The sequence below is a fragment of the uncultured Tenacibaculum sp. genome (genome assembly GCF_947498805.1).
Classification (GTDB): domain Bacteria; phylum Bacteroidota; class Bacteroidia; order Flavobacteriales; family Flavobacteriaceae; genus Polaribacter.
In genome coordinates, this window is the sequence record NZ_CANMLT010000005.1 from 131,295 (window position 1) to 157,869 (window position 26,575).

The window sequence follows — 26,575 nt, forward strand, 5'->3', positions numbered from 1 at the left end:
ATGAAAAGAACATTAATTATTGTATTAACAGCCATATTATTTATTGCTGTATATTTTATAGGTGTTTATAAATCTCATTCTGGAATAATGAATTGGAAGTCATTTAAAATAAAAACGATTCCTTTTTTACTTATTATAATTACGTATTCCTTTTTATTGTATGGCATTCTTAAAAAAATAAGGTAAAACCTTACTTTCATTACGGTTTTCCGTAAGACTAGCTCTTTTTTTTAACTTAAATTGAGCTAATCTAATGTTCAATAGACATATAATAAATAAGCTGTGGTTCATATTCTCTCCCAAACAGCTCATGGGAACAAAAACAATTCAACCGAATAAATTGAATTTTAAATTAATCGAATATGAAAAACAGAAAAATCCACTTTATTAAACTAATACTTCTATTCTTTGGTGTTATAGTCGTATTTCAAAATTGTCAAAATGACGAAGAAAACATTCCTCAATTTCCACATGAGAACACGTTAAAACTTAACTTAAAAACTGTTTCCTTTCAAGATGCTCAAACAAAAAATGACGATGCATATTATATATTAAATGAAAATCATAAAGAATATGTATTAAGAACTAATAGAACAGGTAGATTTAACTTGTATAATAGAGTTGAGTATGAGAAAAGAGAACAACAAGTTTTAAAAGATAAAAAAGAAGGAAAGTTTCACAATTATCAATTTTATAAAAGACCTCAAGAATTAATCTTTAATAAAGTTTATGGAAGTAAAGTAGAAGCCATAAATCATTGCGATACACATTTTCTAAACCTAGTGAATTATAAATGGATTCAAGACAATACATGGAAAGAGAATAATTCAAATGTCCTATTTAAAGATTTGTATTTTTTATTCAGAGTTGAAAAGGATAAATATTTAAAGTTTAAAGTTGTTAGAACCGCAATTGCGCGCTAATTGAAAACCACTTTCTCAAAACTAAACCGACTAGAACAACAACTAACTAACAAAACCAATACCTAAAAAAAAATGAACAAAATCATTTTAACAATCGTCTTTATACTAGCTAGCTCTTTATCATTTTCACAATCAGGTGTATGTGGTCCTACCGGACTCGGATTAGAAAACAAAAGGGTTCATATCATTGATGGGAAGGAACTTACTGCTCCTTTTAATGGGATTATTCATTTAAGAGTGAAACGATTATTTAAAGCACCTAAGCTTTCAACAGCGTCTTTTATTAAAAAAGATTTAATAATTACCGCAAATCACAACGTGATGAACAGTCCGTTTATTACCAAAATAGAAGTATTTGTGAATGGAAAGTGGATTAGACTAAAAAAGAAACACTTAAAAATTTACCATTATCACCAAGGTCTTTTTCATAAGAGAAACAAAGATATTGCCATCATAAAAATTAAAAACCTAACCCCACTCGAAGGACTTGATATAACCACTTTTAAAGTTAAGTCATATGAAAATATTACTGCGCATGACGAAAAGGATTTTCACTTAACAGGTTTCCCTTCAGACACACGTGATACTTTAGTAGATAAAAGTGGTTCTTCAACTGAGTTCATACTAGAAAGTTCAAAGAAAATTGTAGGTTATAATAATCTATATACCTGTACAGGAGACAGCGGTGCGCCTTTATGGTTTAAAGAAGACAATACTTTTTATGTATGTGGTATACATCACGGAAAAAAAAGAATAGATACGTATAACAATAAAATTTTAAATGTGAGTATTTTGATTACTCCTACCATAGAAAAATGGATTCTAAAAAAATACAATCAATAGGTTAAAACTAAAAACGCAGGTCAAACTTACTTTTATATTACCTTTTTACTATTTCCTCTAACCTACATTCTAAACATATAAAAAGTACCTAAACTCCGCTTATATTCCAAATAGGTATATAAGTGGACAAAAGGTACATATATAAACAAGTTGTACTTAATCACCTCAGATTTTGGAGGCAAAATTAAACTTTATAGACTAAAAGAAAATAGACATAGTTAGACCTCAAAATTTGATAAACCAATTATTTTATAAAGTATAAGATTTATATCGGCACAGCATAGCTATGTTTTATAACTCCAATAACAAAAGTACTATGTGCACTTCCAATATTTTTTACCGAACCTAACTCATTAATCACAAAAGATTGATAGTGTTTCATATCTTCAATCATAATTTTTAATAAAAAATCATGATCACCCGAAATATTATAACACTCAACTACTTCTTTAAGGGAAACAATATCCTTCACAAATTTATTTCCGATTTCTTTAGTATGTTCTTTTAAAGTAATATTACAAAACACCGTTAATTGTTTACCAACTCTTTCAGCATTTACAATAGCTGCATACTTTTCTATCAAACCTTCTTTTTCAAATCGTTTAATTCTTTCATAAACAGGCGTAGGCGATAAATTTACACGAGCTGCTATTTCTTTAGTTGTCAATTTAGCATTATTTTGAAGTATTCTGAGCAACTTCAAATCAATCATATCTAGATTTTCTAAAGAATAATTATCTGTTTTTTTCATTTTTTTAGGTACTAAAAGATAAATTCTCTTCAAAAATACATTAAAAAGATAATTTATCTAATTTCAATCTTAAATTAAAATATTTCATCTTTTGTTTTCAGATTTGTAAGGTATAAATACTACAGATTATTACCACATGAAATCGACTATATCCAAAAATTTAGAAACTAATAAGAAGAAGACTATGAAAAGTATTCAGAATTCAAATAAGAATGAAATTACATTTATAGTAAAGAGTAATTTTTTCAATGAAAACTATATTCCGTCTAACAATACAAGAACCACAACCAACTTTGCCAACTTAGCTAGAGGTGCAAATCGTCAAGAAAACTTACGTAATACTATTCAAATGATTAATAATCGTTTTAATAGCTTGGCAAAATGGGATAATACCAATAACGATAGATATTCGGTTGAACTAGAAATTATTTCTGTTAATATCGACATTGATAATAGTGGAACAACATTTCCATCAATTGAGGTTTTAAAAACACATATTAACGACCATAAAACAGATAAACGTATTGAAGGTATTGTTGGAAACAACTTTTCTTCTTATGTGCGTGATTATGATTTTAGCGTTTTACTTTCAGAATATAATAAAGATAAAAACCAGTATAGCATTCCTGACAATTTTGGTGAATTACACGGTAATATATTTAAGTCTTTTGTGAACTCAGAAACCTATAAAAAACACTTTTCAAAACTACCTGTTATATGTTTAAGTGTATCAAGTAACAAAACATATCATCGTACTGAAAATCATCATCCTATATTAGGTTTTGAATACAAGAGTAACACATCTTCTTTAACAGAAGAATATTTCAAAAAAATGGGGTTAAAGGTTCGTTATTTTATACCACCTAATAGCTTTGCTCCTTTAGCATTTTATTTCTCTGGCGACTTATTAGCTGATTATACAAACCTTGAATTAATTAGTACCATTAGTACAATGGAAACCTTTCAAAAGATTTATAGACCTGAAATTTATAACGCTAATGCTGTTGCTGGACTGAGTTATAATCCTAGCTTGAAAAATCAAGACTATTCTTTAACAAAAATCATATACGACCGAGAAGAGCGTACCTCTTTAGCAATTGAGCAAGGTAAATTTGCCGAGAAGCACTTTATTAAGCCTCATAAAAGTTTCTTGGAACAGTGGTCTTCTAATTTCACTCTTTAATTCACACACCATATTATAATTTATTATGAAAAAATTATTACCTACATCTACTGTTGGAAGTTTACCTAAACCTGCTTGGCTCGCAACACCGGAAAAGCTTTGGTCTCCTTGGAAATTAGAAGGAGATAAACTACTTGAAGGAAAGCAAGATGCCTTGCGTATTTCGTTACATGAACAACAATTAGCCGGACTTGACATTATCTGCGACGGTGAACAAACACGTCAACATTTTGTAACTACTTTTATAGAGCATTTAAGTGGTGTAGATTTTGAAAATCGTAAAACTGTAAAAATTCGTGACCGTTATGATGCAAGTGTTCCTATAGTTGTAGATGAGATTTCTCGTAGAAAATCTGTTTTTGTAGAAGATGCTAAATTTTTACGAAAACAAACCAATAAACCTATAAAATGGGCATTACCAGGACCCATGACTATGGTAGACACATTATATGATAATCATTATAAAAGTAGAGAAAAATTAGCCTGGGAATTTGCAAAAGCTCTAAACGAAGAAGCCAAAGAACTACAAAAAGCGGGAGTAGATATTATTCAATTTGATGAACCTGCTTTTAATGTTTTCTTTGAAGAAGTAAACGACTGGGGAATGGCAACATTAGAAAGAGCTATGGAAGATTTAAATTGTGAAACTGCCGTTCATATTTGTTACGGTTATGGAATAAAAGCTAATAATGATTGGAAAAAGACATTGGGCTCTGAGTGGAGACAATACGAAGAAATTTTTCCTGAAATTCAGAATTCTAATATTGATATCGTGTCATTAGAATGTCATAACTCTGGAGTACCTATTGATTTAATTGAACTCATTAGTGAAAAAAAAGTAATGGTTGGCGCCATAGATGTGGCAACTAATAAAATTGAAACACCCGAAGAAGTAGCGAACACCTTACGCAAAGCTCTTGAATTTGTAGCCATCGAAAACCTGTATCCTTGTACAAATTGTGGAATGGCTCCTTTATCTAGAAAGGTTGCTCAAGACAAGTTAAATGCTTTAACAGCAGGAACAGAAATTATTCGTAAAGAATTATCCATTTAATCTTTCTATTTTACCAAACATAAACCTTTTAAACACAAAAGACATGGATATATTTATTCTTTATTACCTAATTGCTGGAGCTTTTGCAGGTATCCTTGCAGGCTTATTTGGTATTGGTGGTGGTATGGTAATTGTCCCAGCATTAATTTATATTTTTAAAATACAAGGTGTACCAAATGCTGCACTTACACATATTGGTATTGGAACATCTTTAGCTACCATTATAGTTACATCTATCAGTTCACTTCGAGCACATAATAGCCGTAATGCAGTAAACTGGAGCGTATGGAAACGTATGGCTCCAGGCTTAGTAATTGGTTCTTTACTTGGAGCAGCTGTTGCATCTGTTATTCACGGTAATTCTCTTCAAGCAATAATTGGTATCGGTGCTTTTTTAGTAGGATTAAAAATGTTGTTTATGAAAAACAAAGCCTTAGAAGAAAATGACTTTAGCAAACTACCATCGCCTGTCGGACAAACTACCTTGGGTGCATTTATAGGAATTGTTTCTTCAATTTTTGGAATTGGTGGAGGTACATTAACCGTACCTCTATTAAGTAATTATGGTTTAAAAATTCAGCACGCAGTAGGTACATCAGCTGCCTGTGGTTTACCTATTGCTAGTGCAGGTGCTATAGGGTTTCTAATCTTTGGACAATTTCTTGATCCCAGTGTAAAAGAAACATTACCAAATGGTGTATTAGGCTTTGTTCATATGTATGCATTCATTTGTGTAAGCGCAGCTAGCTTTTTTACGGCACGTATTGGAGCAAAATTAGCTCATAAATTACCTTCAACAACCTTAAAAAAAGCATTTGCTCTATTGTTACTGATTGTAGGGATTAAATTGGTATTGAATTCTAACATTTTATGATTTAACACTAAGATAATTGGCAACGTAAAAAACAAATAGTACCGTAAACATAAAATACATTGACACGTATAACAATAAAATTCTAAATGCCACTATTCTAATTACCCCTACCATAGAAAAATGGATTCTAAAAAAATACAACCAATAGGTTAAAACTAAAACTACCTACTGTAAAATCTCTTTAATTTAAAAAATTACTGTAAAACCTTACCTACAGTAAGGAAACCCGTAATTTATACTATTCCCTTCACCTTAAATTAGAAATCTATAAAAAGTACTTGGATTCCGCATATAGTTCCTAATAAGGTATATAAGCGGGCAAAAGGTACACATATATAAACAAGATGGTAATAATTATGATACCTATGAAAAAATATTTAAGACTTATTAATTTTTACATTTTAACTTTCTTTTTATTTAGTTGTGCAGAAGAAAGAAAAGCCTTTTATGATAATGGAAATCTGAAAGAAGAAGGTAAAGTAAAAAAAGACAATAATGATAATTATTACAAAACAGGTACTTGGAAATATTATTATAAAGACAGACAATTAGAAAAAAGCATAGAATATAAAAACGGAAAAAAAAATGGTAAGTTGATTGAGTATTCAGAAAAAGGCGTGAAAATTAGGGAAGAAAAATACTTAAACGACACTTTAAATGGTCTTTCAAAAAGTTGGTATGAAAACAAACAACTAAAGGAAAGTCTAACTTATAAAAACGGAATAAAACATAAAGATTATAGTAGTTATTGCGAAAATGGACAAATTTTAAAAAAAGGTTTTTACAAAGACGGTATAAAAACTGGAAATTGGGAGTATTGGTATTGTAACGGTCAAAAAAAAGGGATAGAATTCTATAATTATTTTAAATTAGGACTAAGAGGAAGAAGCGATTTTTATTATGAAAATGGCAATAAATGGTATTCAAAATATGAAGCTAAAAAAATAAATGATACTTATTTTAGAAATGACACGTCAAAAACTTGGTATTATAATGGAAATAAACGGAGCGAAGTAAAATATAGAAATGATTCAATTATATGGGAGAAATCTTGGTATAAAAATGGTACTTTAGAATATGAGGAATTTTATAAAAACAGACCTAAATTTGGAAAAAATGGTGGTTTGTTTAATGCTAAATATTATGATTTAAATGGTTATTTGTCAGGTTCAATTATCAATGGTAATGGAGAATATGTTGAAATATATAAAGGAAATTTCAATCATAATGATACTAGTGGTAGAAAATATACTTGTAGTGCTTGTGAAATAAAAAAAGTTTATAACGTAAAAAATGGTCATTATAATCACAATGTTTATACAATATACACTAATGGGTTAAAAAGATACACAACAGAAAATTCAGGAAAGAATAGCTGGTTGTATAATCCAGATAACAATTATAGCTATAATAGCCCTTGTAAGAATTTTACATATAAAATCTATAATCAAAAATATTATTCAGACGGTGATTATACCATTTACAGTTTTAATTGCTCGAACTCAGGAAAAACGGTAGTTATCACATACTGGAATGATGCCCAGATATATGAAAACACTAATAGAAGTTCACAACACGAAGCTGTAAAAAAAGCCTGTGGTTGTGATTAATCAAATATTGAATATTCAAATACGACTATTACCAACACTGTATATATTCAATTGCTTAATTACAATATTCTTTGGAAAACCCTTTCGGCTTTTCCATTCAGTAATTACTTGCTAAGTTCTATGTCTAAACCACGTAACTAAAACATTATCCAATAATTAATTATAAATTTTATAAAAACAAAATCTTAAATTACATGGGTGAAGATTCTTTTAATAACATTTCTTGGATGACAGACGAAATAAAGAACGAATTAAAAAGAAGAAACAAAATTATAGAAAACAAAGATTTTGAAAGTTTGTATTCTTTAAAAAATGACTCTGACTTTTCAATTGCATTGCATCAAATTCTTGTAAATAGATACGATAAGGATCCTAATTCCCTAAATAAAACAGAGCTAAATCTATTTCTATGTATGCATATAGAAAATGCAGATCAAGCTGATAGTATTTTGAGTTTTTTACAAGAATGGTTTCCTGAACAAAAAGAACAAATAGTAAAATCTTTAAATGAGATCGGAGCAACTAAATCATCTAAAATCATAAAACGTGCAATTGAACTATTACCTAAAGATGAAAGTTGTTTTTTTAAAAGTTCTGATGAAAATTCAGAAAAAGAAATGAGTAAACTAGGCAACGAATTTTCAAATTATCCAGATGGTTCTCTGAGGTATTTATATCGAAAATATGCTGAGAAACACAAAAATGAAATCTTTAAAAATCCTTCTCACAACAATGACTACAAATAATTTCTTATTACTTATATAAAAGTTACGAAAAAACCTTTCCTACAATATGGAAACCCGTAATTTTTATTATTTCCTTTAGCCTATTTTCGAAACCTGTAAAAAATACATAAACCCTGTATATACTCTCAAATAAGGTAACGAACAAAAGGTACGTGTATAAACAAGTTAGGCACAGTTTTAATGCTATATTTTAGGAAATTTTTTATCATCGAAAACCTCGATTCTCTTTACCAAAGAAGATTACAGAATTCTAGAGCAAAAGGAATTGATAAACATAATTCACATACTTTTCAAAAAAACAAACTCCAACAATTAGAAATAATTGAATCAAAGTGTCATTCTGGGAAATATACCTTTACACCATTTTTAGAACTCTTGAAGTTAAAGGGTAGAAACAAAATACCTAGAGCTATATCAATACCAACCATTCGAGATAGAGTTGTACTTCTTGCACTAAAAGAATATCTACATGAGTTTTTTAGCGATCAAGTCAATAGAAAAAGACCAAATGCTTATGTAAAAGATATTAAAAAATATATCAATGCAAATAAAAAGGAAAAACACTTTGTAAAACTAGACATCAAGACCTTCTATGATAGTATCGATCATGACATCTTGTTAGATATGTTAAAGGGTGCGAACCTAGACCCTTTAGCAATCAATCTTGTGGAGAGTGCAATAAAAAACCCAACCGTCCCAATAAATACTAGAAAAGAAGAATATAGTAAACACACTCCAACCATAGGTGTCCCTCAAGGGACTAGTATATCAAACATTCTAGCTCAAGTCTACCTTCAAAACTTAGACAAAACTATAGATAAGAGAACCTATTTTTATAGCAGATATGTTGACGACATATTACTGATAAATGATGAGCCATTTTCAAAATTTCGGTTAAACAATCTAAAAAAAGTTGTAAATGAGTTAAACCTCACATTACACGAAGACAAAGAGGAACAAGGTTTACTTTCCGATAGTTTTGATTTTCTAGGGTATAGTATTCAAGACTATAACATTTCTATAGCTAACAAAAATGTAGAATTATTTATAAGAAGAATTGCTGGTAAGTTTACTTGGTTTAAAAATGGTATCGAACGACCATCAACTAGACCTAAATGGTTGTTAACTGATAATGATAGATATAAAGAAGTTTTTCTTGAGGAATTAAATGAATCAATTACAGGCATTATATCTGAAGATAAAAATTATGGATGGCTTTTCTATTTCTCTGAAATGAATGACCAATCTTTACTTTTTAAAATTGATAAAATCATAAACAATTTTTTTGAACAGTTAGAACCTTTTGATTACAAAGCACCTATTGGGCTAAAAAAATTGGTCAGAACATTTTTCGCTATTAAGCACAAAAACAATATTAACTACATCTCAAACTATAGTGACTATGATACTATTCGCAAAAAGCGTAACTTTTTAGAATTCAGAGGGTATATTGATCCTGAAAATGACTACAAGGATTGGGAAATAAATATACTCTTCAAAAAATACAGAAATAAGCAATTGCGCTATGTTGAAAGCGATGTAGGATATAATTATATTTAACCATAGGGGCTACTTCCTTTAGGAACTTACTCTGTAAGTATTTGTAACATACACACATTAAGTGTTTTCAATTTCCAGCAATGGAAAATTTATTATTAAGTCATACTAAGTAGCCCCTTTTATAGAATAATATGGAAAAAGAACTAAATAGACTTTACAAAAATCTTTGGATAACAAAAGGCTGTCGTTTTATTGCTTCTAAGCGATATACAAAACATAACCACTTAGCAAATATCACTATTACAATTGCTTCAGTTTATATTTTGGCAATGAACTTGTTAATTCTCATCGAAGATAGACTTGAAATATTTTCTAGTGATAACATCAACTATTTCACTATATGTGCTTCAATTCTTGTTTTAGCTTTATCGCTAATCGTCAACTCACGAAACTATCAATCTTTAGCTGATAAATTTCATGACTGCGGAAGGGAGTTATCTGAAGTTTATGACTCAATCTGCTTGTTAAAAACATCTACCCAAAAACCTAGTGAAGAAGAAATCAAGATTATTCATAGTCGATATCATAATATAATTAGGAATTATGACATCAATCAAGACCAACTTGATTTTAATTTATTTAAGGCGAGAAACATTAATGACTTTTATAGTTATTTGTCTATTTCGGATAATGACGAACACAAATGGATGAAAATCTTAAGTAATATAAAAACATTTGTATTTCGTCAATGGTTTACAATAAAAACCTATGCTGAATATACCATACATCAATACTTTATTTACTCAGTAATCTGGGCTCTCCCCTTCTTTCTACTGTTAGTACAAAGTACCTAACAAGGTCTATACTCATAGTCGTATTGATTATTATTAGCTCGTAGCTCGTGGATACCGCCCACACACAAAACCCAAAAAACCCCGCATCCGCGGGGTTTTAGAATCAAAAAAATAAAACGAAGTATTTAATTATTAAAAATCAAAACGATAATTCATTTTAAACGCTACTCCCCAGTTATTACGGGTAAGATGTTGGTTGTAATTATCAGAAACTACTAGGTAGATATACGACAAAGGTTTGTATTCCCATTGCAAGCGACTGTTGATATTAAAATTATCAAATTGCGTGTTGTATTGTACATAGGTAGTCCAGTTTAAACGGTTGGAAAAGAAAATCTCTCCTATAAAACGTGCCAAGTGAAAAGTTTCACTTCCCAATTCCTTTAAATCAATATCATTACGTTCATAACGCAATTGCAATCGTGCCAAAGGCATCATTCTATATTGGGCGTTCAAACTAATTTGATGTTTCGTTCCGCTATAATAGCTTCCATAACTTAGATTACCACCATATTGAAACGCTTTGTTATCGGCAGAAGCATAGCCCATCCCTGCATCAAAATACTTATAGGTATCAGCAACAATCGGATTCCCATTACGCAAAGGGTCAAAACCATATTTTAAATTCACATGCTCATAACGTACCCCTCCAAATAAAGTAGACTGATTCTTAAACACCAAATCATTATTCAATACAATGGTAGACTGGGTCATATTCCCCTCCTCATCCCAATAGGTATTATTCGATAAGTTCAAATAACGATGTCTATCAAACAATTTTGAGTTTTTGTAGAATTTTGTTAAACTAATACGCCCGCTTGCTTGGGTATACCCTTCTCGGACCTCGGTTGCAGTAGTAGCATCATAGTTATACAAGCGAGGAACAAAACCTACATCGGTAATATAGTTTACACCTACCTTTCTAATACCTGCATATCCTGCTGCATTGATATGGTTGTACCAAACACCGGCATTGTAAAAACTATTATCGCCAGAAAAACCATCGGAAGCACTGTTGGCAAAGTTTGCCAATCCTGTCCAACGATTATTTTTCGATTGGTAATTCACATTCACCCCTGTAATTCTGTTATAATCATCTTTAAATGAAAAACCATCCGTTTCCTGTCGGTTAATTAAAAAACCCGTTGCGGTAAAACGTTTCGATAATTGCTGTTGTACCACCAAAGCACCATAATTCTGTGCAGGTGTATCTCCCTCTTCCTTGGTAGCCACATTCAACACTCCCAAACGTGTTTTCTTGGCAATATTACCCGAGAGCTTTACTCCAAAAGAAATTTCACTATTTGCCCCTATTCTCCTAGAATAAAAAGGATTCACTCCGCTTACTCCCAAATTGGTAAACAAATCGCTGTTTTCTAAAAAGAAGTTACGTCGCTCTGGGAAAAACACCGAGAACCTACTTAAATTGGTTACCTGTCTATCTACATCTATCTGAGAAAAATCTGGATTAATCGTCGCATCCAATTTTAACGAAGAGCTTACATTAAACTGTATATCCACACTAGGTTTCAACATGGTATCTTCTGTTCTATTGGCTACATCTTCAGAATAATTCATGGTTACCGATGGCGTTACTGCAAAACGAGAAGCACTGTTATTTTGTAAATTTTCTACTGCAAAAGTTTTGGCAAAACGCAAATCGAATAAATCGTAATTTCGATCTATTTGCGTACTGGTAGTCCATTCATTCAATTTAATATTTCGGGTATGAAACATCACACCCCATTCAGAAGCCTCTGCCTTATACCCTAAGGTTTTTAGCGGAATTTCTACTTCAAATATTTTTTGATTCCCATTGGTAGAGGTTCTTGCATTCCAAATGGTATTCCAGCTGGTACTTACTCGAAATCCATCGCCATTTCTCGATAACAGGGCATCAATCAAAGCACCACCCATATTCACTATAAAAAAATACCCTGATTGTTGTTGATTATAGGTATCTAACATAATGGCAAACGAATCACTCTCTGCTCCCGAAACTCCAATATCATCACGTTTTAAAGACCCTATTTGAACCTTTGAAGAAGTATCATTATACACCGCACTGATGTACAAATTCTTTCCATTGTGAAACATTTTCACCTGAGTTTGGTTGGGAGCTACTGCTCCATTATTAGGTATATAACTTAAAAATCCGCCTTCAGGAGTTAAGGTATTCCAAACGGCTTCGTTTAACTTACCATCTAAATCTATTTTGGTATCATTAAACACAATACGCCCTTTTTCTAAGGAAGTTTGTGCCTGTATAGCAATATGTACTAATACGAACCCAAAAAGTAATGCTATTCGCTTCATGTATTTCAATTAAAAATTCAACTAAGTGCTGATAAAACAACACAGGAGCGAGCAAAACTATGGGAAGCATCAACCTTTATTTTAAAAAGTAGACCAAGCGCCTTCTTTGGTCTTTAGGGAGTTACTTTTTAACGAAACCAACCTTTGTCTATGGTTTTTAAGTCTAGAGCTACAAATCTTTAAGTTTAGGCTACTTTTACGGTACAACTAGGCTAATATTGTATTTTAGCAAACCTATGAGTAGCATACAAAAAACACCTACCATCTTTAAGCATCCGATTAGCAAGCATATCTTATTTTGGATAGGGGTATTTGCCTATTTTGTTGGTACGGTAAACATGAACTACCACAGTGGGTACGGAGAAGTATTAAATCATTATGTAATTCATGTAATCTGTCAAATGATTTTGGCGTATACGGTATTGTATGTACTTATTCCACGCTATCTAACACCTAAAAAAAACATTCAGTTTGTAGTAAGTTTGTTCTTACTATTGTGTACGGTATTTGTAGTCTTTGTAGCCTATCATGAATTTTATCATCTTCCAAAATATCACAATAACGGTAGCCTAAGCACTTATGATTCTTATGGTATTTTTTGGAAAAGGGTACTCAGTCTTCGCATTTTTATAGGAAAAGGAACCATTTTACTCACCCCTGCCATATTGTTGGTCATTGCCAAATTCTACAAAGAAAAACAAGCTTATTTACAGCTCAACGAACAGAAAAAAAGCAGCGAATTATCGGCTTTAAAACATCAATTGAATCCGCATTTTTTATTCAATACGCTTAACAATTTATATTCTTTAGCCATTAAAAAATCTGACGAAACTCCAGAGGTAATTGCCAAACTTTCTGAAATGTTAGACTATATGCTCTATGGTTGTAATGATACCTATGTACCCTTACACAAAGAAATTGACTTGATTGAAAACTACCTGGCTTTAGAAAAAATACGTTATGACGATCGGGTAAATATTCATTTTGAAAAAGAAGGTAGTACCGATGTAAAAATAGCCCCATTGATTTTACTAACTTTTATTGAAAATGCTTTTAAACACGGAGTTTCTCAGGAGTTAAAAGCAGCAGATATTCATATAAAATTGACGAGCAATGCTCAAGAGATTTTGTTTGACATCAGCAATTCTATTGCACAAAATAAACTATCTTCGAATAAAGAACCTATCGGACTAACCAATGTTCAAAAACAACTAACATTGCTGTATCAAGAGCATTATACTTTAAAGATTGAGGAAGAAAACAATCGTTTTAAGCTACAATTAAACTTGCCTGCAAAATGACCTATACCTGTGTAATCATAGACGATGAAAAATTAGCACGAGAGTTAATTGAAGCCCACTTGTCACAATTAGACGATTTTGAAATCGTTGCTTCTTGTGGTAGTGCTATCGAAGCAAGCAAAATTTTACAAGAAAAGCAGATTGATGTATTATTTTTAGATATTGAAATGCCTGTACTAAAAGGCACCGACTTTTTTAAAAACTTAGTGCACAAACCCAAGGTAATTTTTACCACCGCCTATAGAGATTATGCAGTAGAAGGTTTTGAACTCAATGCGGTAGACTATATTATAAAACCAATTACCTTTCAGCGTTTTTTTAATGCCATTGAAAAATTTAGAACTTTACAAAGAGGAACCCTTGCTAATATGCCAATCATACAAGAGAAAAAAGAGGACTTTATTTTTATTCGTAAAGACCGAAAACAAGTAAAAGTACTCCTTGATACTATTTTATATATAGAAAGTTTAAAGGATTATATAAAAATTCACTTGGCAGAAGAACAGCATGTTACCAAGTCGAGTATTTCTGCTTTTGAAGAAAAATTAGATGCTCGTTTTGTACGTATTCATCGTTCCTATATTATCAATAAAGATAAAATTACAGCCTATACTAAAAACGATGTAGAAATTGGAAAAATAGAAATTCCAATTGGTGATAATTACCGTGAGAATTTAGCTGATTTATAAACTGGCTAATACGGCATCTACCATTTTACGATTGTAGTCATTTATTTTTTGATGAGTAGGCATCCAACCTAATAAAAACCGCATAAAATCGGTACATGCTACTGGATACATACTTCTCCACTCCTGCTCCAATGCTTTAAATTCAAAATCGAATTCCTTGTTTACAAAGGCTTTGTTGAGTTCTGCAAAATAGTAGTCTAACAACTCAGTTTCATAAGTTTCCAATTCATTGTTGGACATACAACTTCCTAAGAAATAAGCCACGTCTTTCATTCCGCAACCTCCCCCTACATATTGAAAATCTACTGCGGCTACTTTGGTACCGTCTTCAGAAAAACAAAAGTTAGCCAATTTTGCATCGCCATGTACAATGGTTTGATAGGTACAATTATTTAAAATAGTATCTATGGCCGTTGCTTTTGATTTTAATTCTTGATTTTCTATCAATTCCAATTCATCAGGTCGTGTAGCCAAATGCCAATAAGTACCTACTTCCCATAATCCAACAGGCTCTTGCATAAGAAACTGTACATGGAAGTTTGCTAACCACTGTAAACAGACTTTTACCTCATCTAAGGTAATGGCCATTTTACGCAAGGGATAGTTAGTATTTAAATCTTCTAATACAATCCATTGATTATCTCCTTCGGAAAAAGAACCAATCAAAGTAGGAATTTTACAAGCATCGGTACACTTGCCACTCCATTTTGCATACCAATTGGTTTCTACTTGATACGATTTTACTTTTCGCTGATGTGAAAAATTGGTATTCCAACCTCTTGGATGCTTAGCTGCCTGTTGCAATTCAATAAACTTTACCACAACCGTTTGCAACGGAGCATTTTCTAGTTGAAAACGGGCAATTCGTCCATAACCACTCCACAAACTTTGTATGGTTTCTATCTCAGTACAATTACTTGCTTTAGTTAGGTTTAAAAGGTATTGAATAAAGTTCGGATTCATTGAAATAGCTTCTCGTTGCGAAGATAGTACAAAACAAAAATTAAGACGTAAAAAAGTAGTCTACTATGCGCATCAAATTATGAAATATATGTACCTTGACCTCATTGCTAAACAAATCAATTTATTATTATGAACAAGAAATTTTTATTATCAATTGCCTTAACAATTTTAGTCTCTTCTTTCGGATTTGCACAAAAGGTTAAGTTTAAAAAAGGAAAAGTATTAGTCGATGGAAAAGAAATTTTAAAAATTGAAAGACAAGGAACAGAAGCTACATTGTATTCATTAGAAGGAGATGACGAAGTTATCTATTTAAACTACGAAAGCAATGGAACATTGCATTACCATGAAGATGATTATGTAGTAATCTTCTTTTCTAAGGAAGAAATTAAAGTTGAAACAAGTAGAATTAAAGGGAGTAGAAAAAGAGTGATTAAAGCCTTAATTAAGAACAAAGTTTTAGATATGAACGGCGAAATCAACTTAGAGAAACTTAAAAAGTTTGCTAAAAAATACGATGAAAATATTACGAATAGAACCGTGAGATATTAAATAAAAAAAACCGAGCAATTGCTCGGTTTTTTTTATTTATCAATAGATCCTAAAACACGTTGCATAAAATTATTCAACGCTTCTTTTTTAGGAGCTCCTTCTTTCATCATTTTAGAAACTTCTATCGCTCCGTACATATTAGAGATCAATTCTCCAATAACATCTAGTTCTTCATCTTTTAAAGATGGAACTTCTGTTAAAGCTTCCAACGTTTCTATGGTTTCTAAAACATAGTCTTGATCATTTTCTTCTATAAAAGAAGTTAAATGCTTAATTACTGGTAATTTCATATGTTATTTTTTTAATGGTATTACGTATGCTCGAAAGACAAATTACTTCGCTTCGCTCGTAATGACCGTATAATTATACTACTTCGTTTACCAATTCTTTTAATACATCAAACTTGTTCGTTTGTACTTGATTTACAAACTTTCCATCTACAAAAGTTGCAAATGTTGGTAAGTTATCTACTGTTGCTAATTCTCTACTTCCAGGAAACTTTTCAGCATCTGCAATAATGAACACAGTATTCTCATTTTCAGAAGCTAACTTCTTAAATTTCGGCTTCATAATTCTACAATTACCACACCAAGTAGCAGAATATTGAACCACTACAGTTTTATTATCGGAAACAATTTGTGCTAAATTGTCTTGATTTAATTCTTGTACCATAATTAATTTTATTTAGTAAGAGTAAAAACTCAAAAGATATGCTTGGGTAAGCATGTTAGAAGATAAGTTCGTGTTTAACCTATTTGAAAAACACGAACTTAAAATTTATTAGTTTACAGCTAAATACTCTGCAGTAGCTTTAGCGTTAGGTTGCATTGCTTGCTTTCCTTCTTCCCAGTTAGCAGGACAAACTTCACCTTTTTCTTGTACGTGTGTATACGCGTCGATTAAACGTAAGTACTCATTTACGTTACGACCGATTGGCATATGGTTTACACCTTCGTGTACAACAGTTCCTTCTTCGTCGATGATATATGTAGCTCTATAAGTTACATTATCTCCCTCTACTTGTACAGTTCCAGTAGCCTCATCATACGTTTCGTTAGTGATATCTAAAATACCTAAGATTGAAGATAAGTTACGGTTACTATCTGCGATTAATGGATACGTTACTCCTTCGATTCCTCCGTTATCTTTAGAAGTATTTAACCATGCAAAGTGAACCTCTGCAGTATCACATGAAGCACCAATTACAACAGTGTTTCTTTTTTCAAATTCTGGTAAAGCAGCTTGAAAAGCGTGTAATTCTGTAGGACATACAAAAGTAAAGTCTTTTGGATACCAAAATAATACTACTTTCTTTTTGTTGTTTACTGCTTCTTCTAAAACATTTAACTTAAACGTATCACCCATTTCGTTCATTGCGTCAACGCTTAAATTTGGAAATTTCTTACCAACTAATGTAGCCATCTTTTAATTTTTATGTATTAATATATTTTTTAAAACGATGACAAAAGTATTGGGTTTAAATAGATAAAAAGCCTAAAATCAAAAATATTTTTTTATTCCAATATAAGATAATTCAATACTGCGAAATAAGCTTTCTTTATCGCCTAAAAAAAACACATATAAAACACTACACAACAACTACTTACAACAAACCTTTTTCATTAAAATAATTTTAACTTATAATTAAATAAAAAATATAGATAAAAATTATTCATTGTTTTGTCGTAAATTTGAAGTATAACATCTTAAAAAACAACAAATTATGAATACCTCAGATTTACACGGATCTTCTGGTGATATTTCTAAGTGCCCTTTCCATAGTGCTCAAAAAAAACCTGCTGGAGGAGGAACTACAAATAGAGATTGGTGGCCAAACGAATTGAAGCTAAACATACTTAGACAAAATGCTTCAAAAAACGACCCAATGGGAAATAGCTTCGATTATAAAGAAGCTTTTAATAGTATAGACTATAACGCCCTAAAACAAGACCTTATTAATTTAATGACCGATTCACAAGATTGGTGGCCTGCTGACTACGGACACTATGGTGGACTAATGATTCGTATGGCTTGGCACAGTGCCGGAACCTATCGTGTTGGTGATGGTCGTGGAGGTGCAGGATCTGGAACACATCGTTTTGCTCCATTAAATAGTTGGCCAGATAATGGAAACTTAGACAAAGCACGTTTATTATTATGGCCTATTAAAAAGAAATATGGAAATAAGATTTCTTGGGCAGACTTAATGATTTTAGCAGGAAACTGTGCTTTAGAATCAATGGGCTTTAAAACTTTTGGTTTTGCAGGCGGACGTGAAGATGTATGGGAACCAGAGCAAGATATTTATTGGGGTAGTGAAAATCAGTGGTTAGGAAATGACAATAGATATGATACGAGTGATGGTGAATTAGAAGGACATTTAGGTGCAGTACATATGGGATTAATTTATGTAAACCCTGAAGGACCTAATGGAGAACCTGACCCGTTAAAATCTGCACACGATATTAAAATTACCTTCGGAAGAATGGCGATGAACGATGAAGAAACCGTTGCTTTAGTAGCAGGTGGACATACCTTCGGAAAAGCACACGGTGCAGCAGACCCAGATAAGTATGTGGGAGTTGAACCACATGGAGCTTCTATGGAAGAAATGAGTACCGGTTGGAAGAACTCATTCGGAACAGGAGTTTTAGACGATACTATTACCAGTGGTTTAGAAGGTGCTTGGACACCTAATCCTATCCAATGGGACCATGATTATTTCGATGTATTATTAAACTACGATTGGGAGCTTACCAAGAGTCCGGCTGGAGCACATCAATGGACACCTACTGCTGCTTCTAATGCAAGAATGGCTCCGAAAGCAGGAGATGCTAACGGAACACAAGCTTTAATGATGTCTACTGCAGACATGGCATTAAAAATGGATCCTACTTATAGAGAAATTTCAGAGCGTTTCCATAAAGATCACGCAGCTTTTGAAGATGCTTTTGCACGTGCTTGGTTTAAATTAACGCATAGAGATATGGGACCTATTGATCGTTATTTAGGTCCAGAAGTACCTTCTGAAGAATTAATTTGGCAAGATCCAGTACCAAAAGTAAATTATACCTTAAGTGATGGTGATATCGATTCTTTAAAGAAAATGGTTTTAGCTTCAGGATTATCTGTTGGAGAATTGGTAAAAACTGCTTGGGCGTCGGCATCTACTTTTAGAGGATCAGACAAACGTGGTGGAGCTAATGGAGCGAGAATTCGTTTAGAACCTCAACGTAATTGGGAAGCAAACAACCCAGAAGAATTAAACAAGGTTTTACCTATTTTAGAAGGAATTCAAAAAGAGTTTAGCGGTACTGTTTCTATGGCAGACTTAATTGTACTAGCTGGAAATGCAGGGGTTGAAGAGGCTGCAAAAAAAGCAGGACATAATGTAAGCGTTCCTTTTACTCAAGGTCGTGGTGATGCTACGCAAGCACAAACAGATTTAGAATCGTTTAGTCATATGGAACCTTTAGCTGATGGTTTTAGAAACTATCAGAATTCAAAACTAAATGTTGCTGCTGAAGATTTACTAGTAGACAAAGCAAATTTATTAACCCTTTCTATTCCTGAAATGACAGCTTTAGTAGGTGGATTACGTGTATTAGGCACCAATTACGATGGTTCTAAACACGGTGTGTTTACAAACAATGTAGGACACTTAACCAACGATTTCTTTAGCAATGTTTTAGATTTTTCTTTAACCTGGAAAGCAACGAATGGAGAAGACAAAGAGTTTATTGGTAGAGATCGTGCAACAGGTGCTATGAAATTCCACGGAACCAGAGCCGATTTAATTTTTGGTTCGAATACTGAACTAAGAGCGGTTTGTGAAGTCTATGGTGCAGATGATGGTGAAGCACGTTTTGTAAACGACTTTGTTGCTGCATGGGCAAAAGTAATGGACTTAGATAGATTTGATTTGGCTTAATCGAATCAATCAATTTATAATAACATATTAAAAAAGAAGAGCTTTCTGAGTTCTTCTTTTTTTCATACCAAACATATAGAAATGATCGCTAGTTTTTTAAAAAACTGTTATCCGCTTTTCGATGAAACTCTAATCAACGAAATAGAGGAGTATGCAATAGTAAAAAGCTTTAAAGCAGAAGAGCATATTGTAAAGCAAGGACAATACATTAAATACCTTCCTATTATTCAAAATGGATCTGTTAAAGTATTTTGTTCTGAAGACGACACCGAGTTTTTACTATACTATATCACAGCTGGTGAGTCTTGCATTTATAGTTTTGCCCATATCAAAAGTTCAGAAAAAGCTTCTTTCTCGGCTATTGCAGAAACAGATAGTGATTTACTTTTACTTCCGATACATAAAGTGGCTGATTGGGCTAAGAAATTTCCTTCTTTAAATAACATCATATTGAACAATTACCAAAAACATTACAGCGAATTATTAGATACGACCAAACAACTTATTTTTTACAAGTTGGAAGATAGGCTTATTAATTACTTACATACAAAATCACAATTACGAAACACCAAATTGCTAGCAATCTCCCATAAAGAAATTGCCTATGACTTAGGTACTTCTAGAGAAGTCATTTCTCGATTGATTAAAAAGTTAGAGCGCAATCGAACTCTCAAACAGCAAGGAAGAAAAATTAATTTAACGTAGTGTGACCCTTGTCACTGATATTGAACAAGACGACTCATAATTTTGAACTTCATAACTAACAATTTTTAAACATGTCAGAACAAGTTCAATTAATTCCAGGAAACTCTTTGATTACTGAAACTCCTGAAGCAGGAAGAGCTTTAGCAGTAAAAATGGCGAGGTTAATCATAAAAATAACACAACCCGATGCTGAAGCTAGAGAAAAAATGCGTCCAACCTATGCAAACGATGCCGCTATGTTAATTGCTATTGGACAAACAGTTGCTACAGAATTTGCTACTATTGCAGAAGCTAATAATTATTGGAAAAACACATAAAAAAAAGAGGTTATTAAAACCTCTTTCTTTTTTTATTTACTTGCAAACAATTGTACATCATTTCCAGAAACCTCTTTTTCTCCGAGTATTATTAAACGTTCTACTACGTTTCTTAACTCTCGAATATTTCCGGTCCAATCGTACTCTTGTAATAATTTGATGGCATCATCTGAAAAACTCTTTTTAGGAGTTCCTTGTTCTTTCGAAATCTTATCTGCAAAGAAATCTACCAATAACGGAATATCATCACGTCTATCATTTAAAGCAGGTACTTTAATTAAAATAACTGCTAAACGGTGATATAAATCTTCTCTAAAACGACCTTCAGCAATCTCCTTCTTTAAGTCTTTATTTGTTGCCGCAACCACACGAACATCAACTTTAATATCTTTATCAGAACCTACACGTTGAATACGATTTTCTTGTAAAGCACGTAATACTTTTGCTTGCGCAGAAAGGCTCATATCACCAATTTCATCTAAGAAAATAGTTCCTTTGTTTGCTGCTTCAAATTTCCCTGCTCTATCTTTATTCGCTCCTGTAAAACTTCCTTTTACATGTCCGAATAATTCACTTTCTATTAATTCAGAAGGAATTGCAGCACAGTTTACTTCAATCATGGAAGATTTAGAACGATCTGATTTTTCGTGTAACCAATGGGCAACCAATTCTTTTCCTGTTCCGTTTGGTCCAGTAATTAAAACACGTGCATCTGTAGCGGCTACTTTTTCAATAATTTCTTTGATATGCGTAATGGCATCACTTTCACCAATCATTTCATAGTTCTTGCTCACCTTTTTCTTCAATCGCTTGTTTTCAACCACAAGCTCCTTCTTATCTAGCGCATTACGAACTGTATTTAACAAACGATTTAAATCTGGCGGTTTTGAAATATAATCAAAGGCACCTAAACGCATTGTATTTACGGCTGTGTCTAAATCACCATGACCAGAAATCATAACCATAGGTACTTCTGGTTTTAATTTTTTAGCTTTTTCCAATACCTCAACACCGTCCATTTTTGGCATCTTAATATCACACAATACTAAATCGTAATCTTTATCTTTAATCATTTCAATACCTGCCAACCCATCCTCTGCTTCCTCTACTTCATAGGCATCATTTTCTTCTGAAATAATTTTTTTTAAAACTCTACGGATTGCCGCTTCGTCTTCAATGATTAATATTTTTGACATCTTCAGTTAGATTTTTACTTAAACTTTCTATTATTAATTCCTCTTTCTCTTTAAACGTATCATCATAGGTAATAAAGAGGAATTTACCATTTTTCTTTTTAAAACGAATCAAAGACTGTTCCTTTATTATTTTGAATTCTAAAAAATCACTCCAAAAATACGATTCAAAGTAATTTCCTCTCGTTACTAAGCCTTTATTGGTAGCATAAAACATTGCTGTATCATCAACTACATACCTGAATATAAGTGATATTACTATTGTATAATAAAATACAAGTTGTTTTGTATCTCTCAAAAAAAATGTCGAGAAATTATTTCCTTCAATTTCAAAAAAGTCAGAATATTTCAATAACAAGAGTAAAATAATTGGAAAGGCTATTCCGATAAGTCCCCTTAAAAATTCTGATCTAAATAATTCTAGTCTACCTAGTTTTAACAACTTCTTCTTTATTATTAAAAACATAATTATTTCAAAAGCTTTTATCAAAATAAGTACTGAAATCAATATAGAAACTAGAATAATGGACAAATTCCAATCAACATAACAAAACATTAAAAACAGCCCAAGAGTTAAGTATACCAATAACTCAATTACCTTTCTTTTTTTCATAACCAAATCTTTCTCTGCAACTTCCTAAACTAATAAACTCTTAAACTATTAATCTCCTTTTATAATATGTATATCTCTCTGCGGGAACGGTATACTAATATTGTGTTCTCTAAACAATTCGTCTATTCGAAAACGTATTTCACTTTGGGGTATAATTGCTTTAAAACTATCATCCAGCGTAAAAATAAGTTTAAAATCCAACGAACTATCTCCAAAGTTTTCAAAAATCACTAAAGGAGCTGGTTCCTTTAAAACTTTAGGGTGCTCTGTAGCCGCTTGAATTAATAATTTTTTAACCAATTGTACATCACTTCCATAAGCAACACCCACTGATACATTTTCTCTAGTAGTAGTTCCGTTTTGTGTCCAATTGTATAAACTGTTTGATAAATATTTATGATTTGGAATGACCAATACTTTATTGTCAATGGTCACTGCTCTGGTAGTTCTTAATTTGATTTCTTCTACTCTTCCAACCTTCCCGTCTATTTCAATGATATCTCCAACATGTACACTCTGATCAAGAATAATAAAAATACCAGAAATAATATCTTGAAAAAAGGTTTGCAATGCCAAACCAATACCAATTAACAATGCTGAAGAAGCAACTAAGATTGCACTTAAATTAACTCCAGAAGAGCTTAATATCATTGAAAATATAATAGCATAAATAAACCAACTGGTAAAGGAAAAAACAGTATTAAACTTGTTCTTGTCTTCTTCTTGCAGTCTTCTTCTAACAAACTTTTTAAAATATTTAAAAACAATATTTGCTATAATGAGTGATACAATGAGTATTAAAACTGTTTTAATAGTAATATCTACACCTTTACCTCCAATTGGCAATCGGTAGTTCAATATTTCTATAACCTCTTTGGTAAATTCTTTCATTATCTTTTTAATTAAATAAAGGTAGCATAATAGATGATACTGTAAAAAAGATATAACCTATTATGGAAATATAATACTGATAATTCTTTTCTTCTTTTTTAACAATGCTCAATATCGTAAAAATAATTCCTGCAATAAGAATCGCAGTTCCTATAACAGAAAATATAAGCATGTTTTGACTGAATCGCGCAAATTCATGAAATCCTTCTGCAAAATTAATTACCACATAAGCTACTGCTATATTTAGTATAACTAAATAAATAAGAAACTTAAAAGCCCACCTTTTGTAATTGGTAGGCTTTTTTAATTGAATATTTTCCATCTATAAATAACTTCTTATCCGCTATAACGAATCCATTTCCATAAGTCTTTATAAGTAGGTTTCTTACCATAAGATAAAATACCAACTCTATAAATTTTAGCAGCAAACCATACCATAAACATAAAGGTAGCTACTAACAGTAACATTGATATTGCAATCTCCCACCAAGCTACTCCAAACGGTATACGCATTAGCATTACAATTGGAGAAGTAAAAGGAATATGAGAAAATATAACAGAAATTGGTCCATGTGGATCATTGATTACTGTAAAAAATCCTACATATACACCAAGTATTAATGGCAACATAATAGGCATCATAAACTGTTGTGTATCGGTTTCATTATCTACCGCCGCACCAACAGCTGCAAATAACGAACTGTATAACATATATCCTCCTAAAAAGTAAAAAATAAAGATTACAAACATTTTAAATAAAGGAAGACTAAAAAACTCAACAGCTATTTGTTCAAACTTATTACTTGAAGCAGCTTGCTTCATTACTTCCATTTGATCTGCTGGTATTTTTGCTGTTTGCATTTCAACCAAATCAATTCCTAAAATAGAAGAAGCAACAATTGTTATTATAAACAACAATACTCCCCAAATAAAGAACTGTAATAAACCTGCAGAAGCATTTCCTATAATTTTTCCTAACATTAATTGGAAAGGCTTTACCGAAGAAACAATTACTTCAATAATTCTACTTGTTTTCTCCTCGATAACACTTCTCATTACAGAAGTACCATAAATCATTACAAACATAAACAGCATATATCCTGCTAAACCTCCAGCAATGATACTGGCAACATTTTTTGCTTTAGATGATTTCTCTCCAGAAAAATTAAACATTTTTATATCAGAAGAAATTCTCGACTCTTTGATATGCGCCAAGTCAATACCAAAACTGGTTAACTTTTCGTTTCTTAACTTCTTTTCTATTTTACCTTCCAAGCTTCCTATTACAGTCATACTTGGTGAATCCTTTGAGAAAAACTCAATTGAATTTGCTAAAACTTCTAAACTATCTTTCTTAGGAATGTATAAAGCTCCGTAATAATCACCTTCTTCAACTTTCTTTTTAGACTCCTCTATTCCTAACTTTGTAAAATCTTCATATTTAAGTGTCTTCGAATCTTTGAATACATCTTCAGAGAACATTCCAGATTCATCAACAAATACTATTTTCTTAACTTTTTCATCGTTCTTCTTCATTAAGAAAAAAACCAATGCACCCATTCCTACCATTAACAATGGACTTAAGAACGTCATCATAATAAATGACTTGTTTCTTACCTTGGCAATAAACTCGCGTTCTATAATTAATCGTAATCTGCTCATAGCTTAACTGTTTTTATTTACCGCCTCAATAAAAATATCGTTGGCACTTGGTATAAGTTCTACAAAATGTTGTACTTGTCCTTGAGAAGTTAAATACGATAATAAATCGTTTGCCGAATTCCCTTCAGTTAACTTTACATTTAACTTAAGACCATCATTTAACAATCTAAAATCTCCAGGAAATATTGTGAAATTTTCTCTCAATTTAGCCTCTACCTCTGTTGGGTTTGCTGTATTTAAACCTACTTGGAATGTATTGGTTCTAAATTCCTTCTTAACATCGTCTAACTTTCCTTCTAAAATTTTATTCGACTTATTTATTAAAGCAATATAATCACACATCTCCTCTACACTTTCCATACGGTGTGTTGAGAATATAATGGTAGCTCCTTCATCTCTTAATTGTAAGATCTCTTTCGCTATTAATTGTGCGTTGATAGGATCAAAACCAGAAAAAGGCTCATCAAATATTAATAATTTAGGCTGGTGCAATACGGTTACTATAAACTGTACTTTTTGCGCCATTCCTTTTGATAACTCTTCGATTTTCTTTCCCCACCAAGCGCCAATATCAAACTTATCAAACCAATATTTCAATCTTTTTTTAGCCTCTGATTTACTCAATCCTTTTAACTGAGCTAAATACAATGCTTGTTCACCAACCTTCATAGATTTGTACAATCCTCTTTCTTCAGGTAGATATCCAATATGTTCAACATGATTTGGAGCCAATTTTTCTCCATCTAAAATTACCTCTCCAGAATCTGGCATGGTAATTTGATTAATAATTCTAATCAAAGAAGTTTTACCTGCCCCGTTAGGTCCTAAAAGTCCGTAAACGCTTCCCTTAGGTATTTCAAGAGAAACATTGTTTAATGCAGTATAATCCCCATAGCGTTTTACTACATTATTAATTTGTAATAAGTTATTCATTGAATTTATTAGTTGATTTACTTTAAATAAGTTATCAGTACAGACAAACTTACATATTTTCTAATTAATAAGTAGAAGATAAACACCAATTGTTACACGCTTTGGAAAATAAAAAATACTATGCATGCATAATTTTTTTGCAATTTACTATGCATGCATAATAAAATTTTA

At 31.8% G+C, this 26,575-nt stretch carries 28 protein-coding genes; 16 read left to right on the top strand and 12 right to left on the bottom strand.

What is annotated here, in order from left to right:
• From Q0873_RS11160 to Q0873_RS11170, 3 genes are all read left to right on the top strand, one after another.
• Positions 1-186 (top strand): hypothetical protein, encoded by a 186-nt coding sequence (locus tag Q0873_RS11160; RefSeq protein WP_299107172.1) that lies wholly within the window; start codon positions 1-3, stop codon positions 184-186.
• A 176-nt stretch (positions 187-362) separates the two neighbouring features.
• Complete coding sequence (locus Q0873_RS11165) at positions 363-923, top strand: hypothetical protein (protein WP_299107174.1); 561 nt, start codon at positions 363-365, stop codon at positions 921-923.
• Between the two features lie 72 nt (positions 924-995).
• On the top strand, positions 996-1,766 hold the full coding sequence (locus Q0873_RS11170; RefSeq protein ID WP_299107176.1) for a trypsin-like serine protease: 771 nt from the start codon (positions 996-998) through the stop codon (positions 1,764-1,766).
• A 265-nt stretch (positions 1,767-2,031) separates the two neighbouring features.
• Here Q0873_RS11170 and Q0873_RS11175 read toward each other — a convergent pair whose 3' ends face one another.
• Positions 2,032-2,517 carry an Lrp/AsnC family transcriptional regulator gene (locus Q0873_RS11175; RefSeq protein ID WP_299107178.1) on the bottom strand — a complete coding sequence of 162 codons (486 nt, stop codon included), beginning with the start codon at positions 2,515-2,517 and terminating at the stop codon, positions 2,032-2,034.
• 184 nt (positions 2,518-2,701) lie between these two features.
• Here Q0873_RS11175 and Q0873_RS11180 point away from each other — a divergent pair, with 184 nt between their 5' ends.
• The 7 genes from Q0873_RS11180 to Q0873_RS11210 all read left to right on the top strand — a co-directional run bounded on the left by Q0873_RS11180 (position 2,702) and on the right by Q0873_RS11210 (position 10,338).
• Positions 2,702-3,700, top strand: a complete 999-nt coding sequence (locus Q0873_RS11180; protein ID WP_299107180.1) for a DUF1852 domain-containing protein — start codon at positions 2,702-2,704, stop codon at positions 3,698-3,700.
• Positions 3,701-3,725: 25 nt separating this feature from the next.
• A complete protein-coding gene (locus Q0873_RS11185) occupies positions 3,726-4,754 on the top strand; it encodes a methionine synthase (protein WP_299107182.1) in 1,029 nt (342 codons plus the stop codon).
• Between the two features lie 43 nt (positions 4,755-4,797).
• Entirely contained in the window at positions 4,798-5,628 is an 831-nt protein-coding gene (locus Q0873_RS11190; RefSeq protein WP_299107184.1) for a sulfite exporter TauE/SafE family protein, read from the top strand.
• 365 nt (positions 5,629-5,993) lie between these two features.
• Complete coding sequence (locus tag Q0873_RS11195; protein WP_299107187.1) at positions 5,994-7,238, top strand: hypothetical protein; 1,245 nt, start codon at positions 5,994-5,996, stop codon at positions 7,236-7,238.
• A 194-nt stretch (positions 7,239-7,432) separates the two neighbouring features.
• On the top strand, positions 7,433-7,984 hold the full coding sequence (locus Q0873_RS11200; protein ID WP_299107189.1) for a hypothetical protein: 552 nt from the start codon (positions 7,433-7,435) through the stop codon (positions 7,982-7,984).
• Between the two features lie 375 nt (positions 7,985-8,359).
• Entirely contained in the window at positions 8,360-9,544 is a 1,185-nt protein-coding gene (locus Q0873_RS11205; RefSeq protein WP_299107191.1) for a reverse transcriptase domain-containing protein, read from the top strand.
• Positions 9,545-9,675: 131 nt separating this feature from the next.
• Complete coding sequence (locus Q0873_RS11210; RefSeq protein ID WP_299107193.1) at positions 9,676-10,338, top strand: SLATT domain-containing protein; 663 nt, start codon at positions 9,676-9,678, stop codon at positions 10,336-10,338.
• Positions 10,339-10,470: 132 nt separating this feature from the next.
• On the opposite strand, the gene Q0873_RS11215 is transcribed toward Q0873_RS11210, so the two are convergent.
• Entirely contained in the window at positions 10,471-12,654 is a 2,184-nt protein-coding gene (locus Q0873_RS11215; RefSeq protein WP_299107195.1) for a DUF5916 domain-containing protein, read from the bottom strand.
• 236 nt (positions 12,655-12,890) lie between these two features.
• Between Q0873_RS11215 and Q0873_RS11220 the strand changes: the two genes are divergently transcribed.
• A complete protein-coding gene (locus tag Q0873_RS11220) occupies positions 12,891-13,955 on the top strand; it encodes a sensor histidine kinase (protein ID WP_299107197.1) in 1,065 nt (354 codons plus the stop codon).
• Positions 13,952-14,644: a LytTR family DNA-binding domain-containing protein gene (locus Q0873_RS11225; protein WP_299107199.1), complete on the top strand. Its 693-nt coding sequence runs from the start codon at positions 13,952-13,954 to the stop codon at positions 14,642-14,644. Before Q0873_RS11220 ends, Q0873_RS11225 begins: the two co-directional genes overlap by 4 nt.
• Here Q0873_RS11225 and Q0873_RS11230 read toward each other — a convergent pair.
• Positions 14,639-15,607 carry an oxidoreductase family protein gene (locus Q0873_RS11230; RefSeq protein ID WP_299107200.1) on the bottom strand — a complete coding sequence of 323 codons (969 nt, stop codon included), beginning with the start codon at positions 15,605-15,607 and terminating at the stop codon, positions 14,639-14,641. The two genes, Q0873_RS11225 and Q0873_RS11230, sit on opposite strands and share 6 nt — an antisense overlap.
• A 129-nt stretch (positions 15,608-15,736) precedes the next feature.
• Here Q0873_RS11230 and Q0873_RS11235 point away from each other — a divergent pair, with 129 nt between their 5' ends.
• Positions 15,737-16,159, top strand: coding sequence for a hypothetical protein (locus Q0873_RS11235; RefSeq protein ID WP_299107201.1), 423 nt, complete (start codon positions 15,737-15,739; stop codon positions 16,157-16,159).
• Positions 16,160-16,191: 32 nt separating this feature from the next.
• Here the strand turns inward: Q0873_RS11235 and Q0873_RS11240 are convergent, their stop codons facing one another.
• The 3 genes from Q0873_RS11240 to Q0873_RS11250 all read right to left on the bottom strand — a co-directional run bounded on the left by Q0873_RS11240 (position 16,192) and on the right by Q0873_RS11250 (position 17,581).
• Complete coding sequence (locus Q0873_RS11240) at positions 16,192-16,449, bottom strand: hypothetical protein (RefSeq protein WP_299107202.1); 258 nt, start codon at positions 16,447-16,449, stop codon at positions 16,192-16,194.
• Between the two features lie 73 nt (positions 16,450-16,522).
• Entirely contained in the window at positions 16,523-16,831 is a 309-nt protein-coding gene (locus Q0873_RS11245; protein ID WP_299107204.1) for a thioredoxin family protein, read from the bottom strand.
• Positions 16,832-16,939: 108 nt separating this feature from the next.
• Positions 16,940-17,581 (bottom strand): peroxiredoxin, encoded by a 642-nt coding sequence (locus tag Q0873_RS11250; RefSeq protein ID WP_299107206.1) that lies wholly within the window; start codon positions 17,579-17,581, stop codon positions 16,940-16,942.
• A gap of 301 nt (positions 17,582-17,882) precedes the next feature.
• On the opposite strand from Q0873_RS11250, the gene katG reads away from it, so the two are divergent.
• The 3 genes from katG to Q0873_RS11265 all read left to right on the top strand — a co-directional run bounded on the left by katG (position 17,883) and on the right by Q0873_RS11265 (position 21,112).
• Entirely contained in the window at positions 17,883-20,090 is a 2,208-nt protein-coding gene (gene katG, locus Q0873_RS11255; protein ID WP_299107208.1) for a catalase/peroxidase HPI, read from the top strand.
• Between the two features lie 81 nt (positions 20,091-20,171).
• The gene (locus tag Q0873_RS11260) at positions 20,172-20,795 is read left to right on the top strand and encodes a Crp/Fnr family transcriptional regulator (RefSeq protein ID WP_299107210.1); all 624 of its coding nucleotides are present in this window, start codon (positions 20,172-20,174) and stop codon (positions 20,793-20,795) included.
• 71 nt (positions 20,796-20,866) lie between these two features.
• Entirely contained in the window at positions 20,867-21,112 is a 246-nt protein-coding gene (locus Q0873_RS11265; RefSeq protein WP_299107212.1) for a hexameric tyrosine-coordinated heme protein, read from the top strand.
• Between the two features lie 32 nt (positions 21,113-21,144).
• On the opposite strand, the gene Q0873_RS11270 is transcribed toward Q0873_RS11265, so the two are convergent.
• From Q0873_RS11270 to Q0873_RS11295, 6 genes are read right to left on the bottom strand one after another with little or no spacing between them, the layout of a single operon-like run.
• Positions 21,145-22,308 carry a sigma-54 dependent transcriptional regulator gene (locus Q0873_RS11270; RefSeq protein ID WP_299107215.1) on the bottom strand — a complete coding sequence of 388 codons (1,164 nt, stop codon included), beginning with the start codon at positions 22,306-22,308 and terminating at the stop codon, positions 21,145-21,147.
• A complete protein-coding gene (locus Q0873_RS11275; protein WP_299107216.1) occupies positions 22,286-22,918 on the bottom strand; it encodes a hypothetical protein in 633 nt (210 codons plus the stop codon). Before Q0873_RS11275 ends, Q0873_RS11270 begins: the two co-directional genes overlap by 23 nt.
• Before the next feature lie 48 nt (positions 22,919-22,966).
• On the bottom strand, positions 22,967-23,809 hold the full coding sequence (locus tag Q0873_RS11280; RefSeq protein ID WP_299107218.1) for a mechanosensitive ion channel domain-containing protein: 843 nt from the start codon (positions 23,807-23,809) through the stop codon (positions 22,967-22,969).
• Between the two features lie 7 nt (positions 23,810-23,816).
• Positions 23,817-24,131: a hypothetical protein gene (locus tag Q0873_RS11285; protein WP_299107219.1), complete on the bottom strand. Its 315-nt coding sequence runs from the start codon at positions 24,129-24,131 to the stop codon at positions 23,817-23,819.
• 14 nt (positions 24,132-24,145) lie between these two features.
• Complete coding sequence (locus Q0873_RS11290; RefSeq protein WP_299107221.1) at positions 24,146-25,471, bottom strand: ABC transporter permease; 1,326 nt, start codon at positions 25,469-25,471, stop codon at positions 24,146-24,148.
• A 3-nt stretch (positions 25,472-25,474) separates the two neighbouring features.
• Complete coding sequence (locus Q0873_RS11295; RefSeq protein ID WP_299107224.1) at positions 25,475-26,404, bottom strand: ABC transporter ATP-binding protein; 930 nt, start codon at positions 26,402-26,404, stop codon at positions 25,475-25,477.
• Positions 26,405-26,575: the final 171 nt, after the last annotated feature.

Coding starts and splice junctions, on each gene's coding strand:
- Q0873_RS11160 (WP_299107172.1), top strand. CDS start 1: ATGAAAAGAACATTAATTATTGTATTAACAGCCATATTATTTATTGCT.
- Q0873_RS11165 (WP_299107174.1), top strand. CDS start 363: ATGAAAAACAGAAAAATCCACTTTATTAAACTAATACTTCTATTCTTT.
- Q0873_RS11170 (WP_299107176.1), top strand. CDS start 996: ATGAACAAAATCATTTTAACAATCGTCTTTATACTAGCTAGCTCTTTA.
- Q0873_RS11175 (WP_299107178.1), bottom strand. CDS start 2,517: ATGAAAAAAACAGATAATTATTCTTTAGAAAATCTAGATATGATTGAT.
- Q0873_RS11180 (WP_299107180.1), top strand. CDS start 2,702: ATGAAAAGTATTCAGAATTCAAATAAGAATGAAATTACATTTATAGTA.
- Q0873_RS11185 (WP_299107182.1), top strand. CDS start 3,726: ATGAAAAAATTATTACCTACATCTACTGTTGGAAGTTTACCTAAACCT.
- Q0873_RS11190 (WP_299107184.1), top strand. CDS start 4,798: ATGGATATATTTATTCTTTATTACCTAATTGCTGGAGCTTTTGCAGGT.
- Q0873_RS11195 (WP_299107187.1), top strand. CDS start 5,994: ATGAAAAAATATTTAAGACTTATTAATTTTTACATTTTAACTTTCTTT.
- Q0873_RS11200 (WP_299107189.1), top strand. CDS start 7,433: ATGGGTGAAGATTCTTTTAATAACATTTCTTGGATGACAGACGAAATA.
- Q0873_RS11210 (WP_299107193.1), top strand. CDS start 9,676: ATGGAAAAAGAACTAAATAGACTTTACAAAAATCTTTGGATAACAAAA.
- Q0873_RS11215 (WP_299107195.1), bottom strand. CDS start 12,654: ATGAAGCGAATAGCATTACTTTTTGGGTTCGTATTAGTACATATTGCT.
- Q0873_RS11220 (WP_299107197.1), top strand. CDS start 12,891: ATGAGTAGCATACAAAAAACACCTACCATCTTTAAGCATCCGATTAGC.
- Q0873_RS11225 (WP_299107199.1), top strand. CDS start 13,952: ATGACCTATACCTGTGTAATCATAGACGATGAAAAATTAGCACGAGAG.
- Q0873_RS11230 (WP_299107200.1), bottom strand. CDS start 15,607: ATGAATCCGAACTTTATTCAATACCTTTTAAACCTAACTAAAGCAAGT.
- Q0873_RS11235 (WP_299107201.1), top strand. CDS start 15,737: ATGAACAAGAAATTTTTATTATCAATTGCCTTAACAATTTTAGTCTCT.
- Q0873_RS11240 (WP_299107202.1), bottom strand. CDS start 16,449: ATGAAATTACCAGTAATTAAGCATTTAACTTCTTTTATAGAAGAAAAT.
- Q0873_RS11245 (WP_299107204.1), bottom strand. CDS start 16,831: ATGGTACAAGAATTAAATCAAGACAATTTAGCACAAATTGTTTCCGAT.
- Q0873_RS11250 (WP_299107206.1), bottom strand. CDS start 17,581: ATGGCTACATTAGTTGGTAAGAAATTTCCAAATTTAAGCGTTGACGCA.
- katG (WP_299107208.1), top strand. CDS start 17,883: ATGAATACCTCAGATTTACACGGATCTTCTGGTGATATTTCTAAGTGC.
- Q0873_RS11260 (WP_299107210.1), top strand. CDS start 20,172: ATGATCGCTAGTTTTTTAAAAAACTGTTATCCGCTTTTCGATGAAACT.
- Q0873_RS11265 (WP_299107212.1), top strand. CDS start 20,867: ATGTCAGAACAAGTTCAATTAATTCCAGGAAACTCTTTGATTACTGAA.
- Q0873_RS11270 (WP_299107215.1), bottom strand. CDS start 22,308: ATGTCAAAAATATTAATCATTGAAGACGAAGCGGCAATCCGTAGAGTT.
- Q0873_RS11275 (WP_299107216.1), bottom strand. CDS start 22,918: ATGAAAAAAAGAAAGGTAATTGAGTTATTGGTATACTTAACTCTTGGG.
- Q0873_RS11280 (WP_299107218.1), bottom strand. CDS start 23,809: ATGAAAGAATTTACCAAAGAGGTTATAGAAATATTGAACTACCGATTG.
- Q0873_RS11285 (WP_299107219.1), bottom strand. CDS start 24,131: ATGGAAAATATTCAATTAAAAAAGCCTACCAATTACAAAAGGTGGGCT.
- Q0873_RS11290 (WP_299107221.1), bottom strand. CDS start 25,471: ATGAGCAGATTACGATTAATTATAGAACGCGAGTTTATTGCCAAGGTA.
- Q0873_RS11295 (WP_299107224.1), bottom strand. CDS start 26,404: ATGAATAACTTATTACAAATTAATAATGTAGTAAAACGCTATGGGGAT.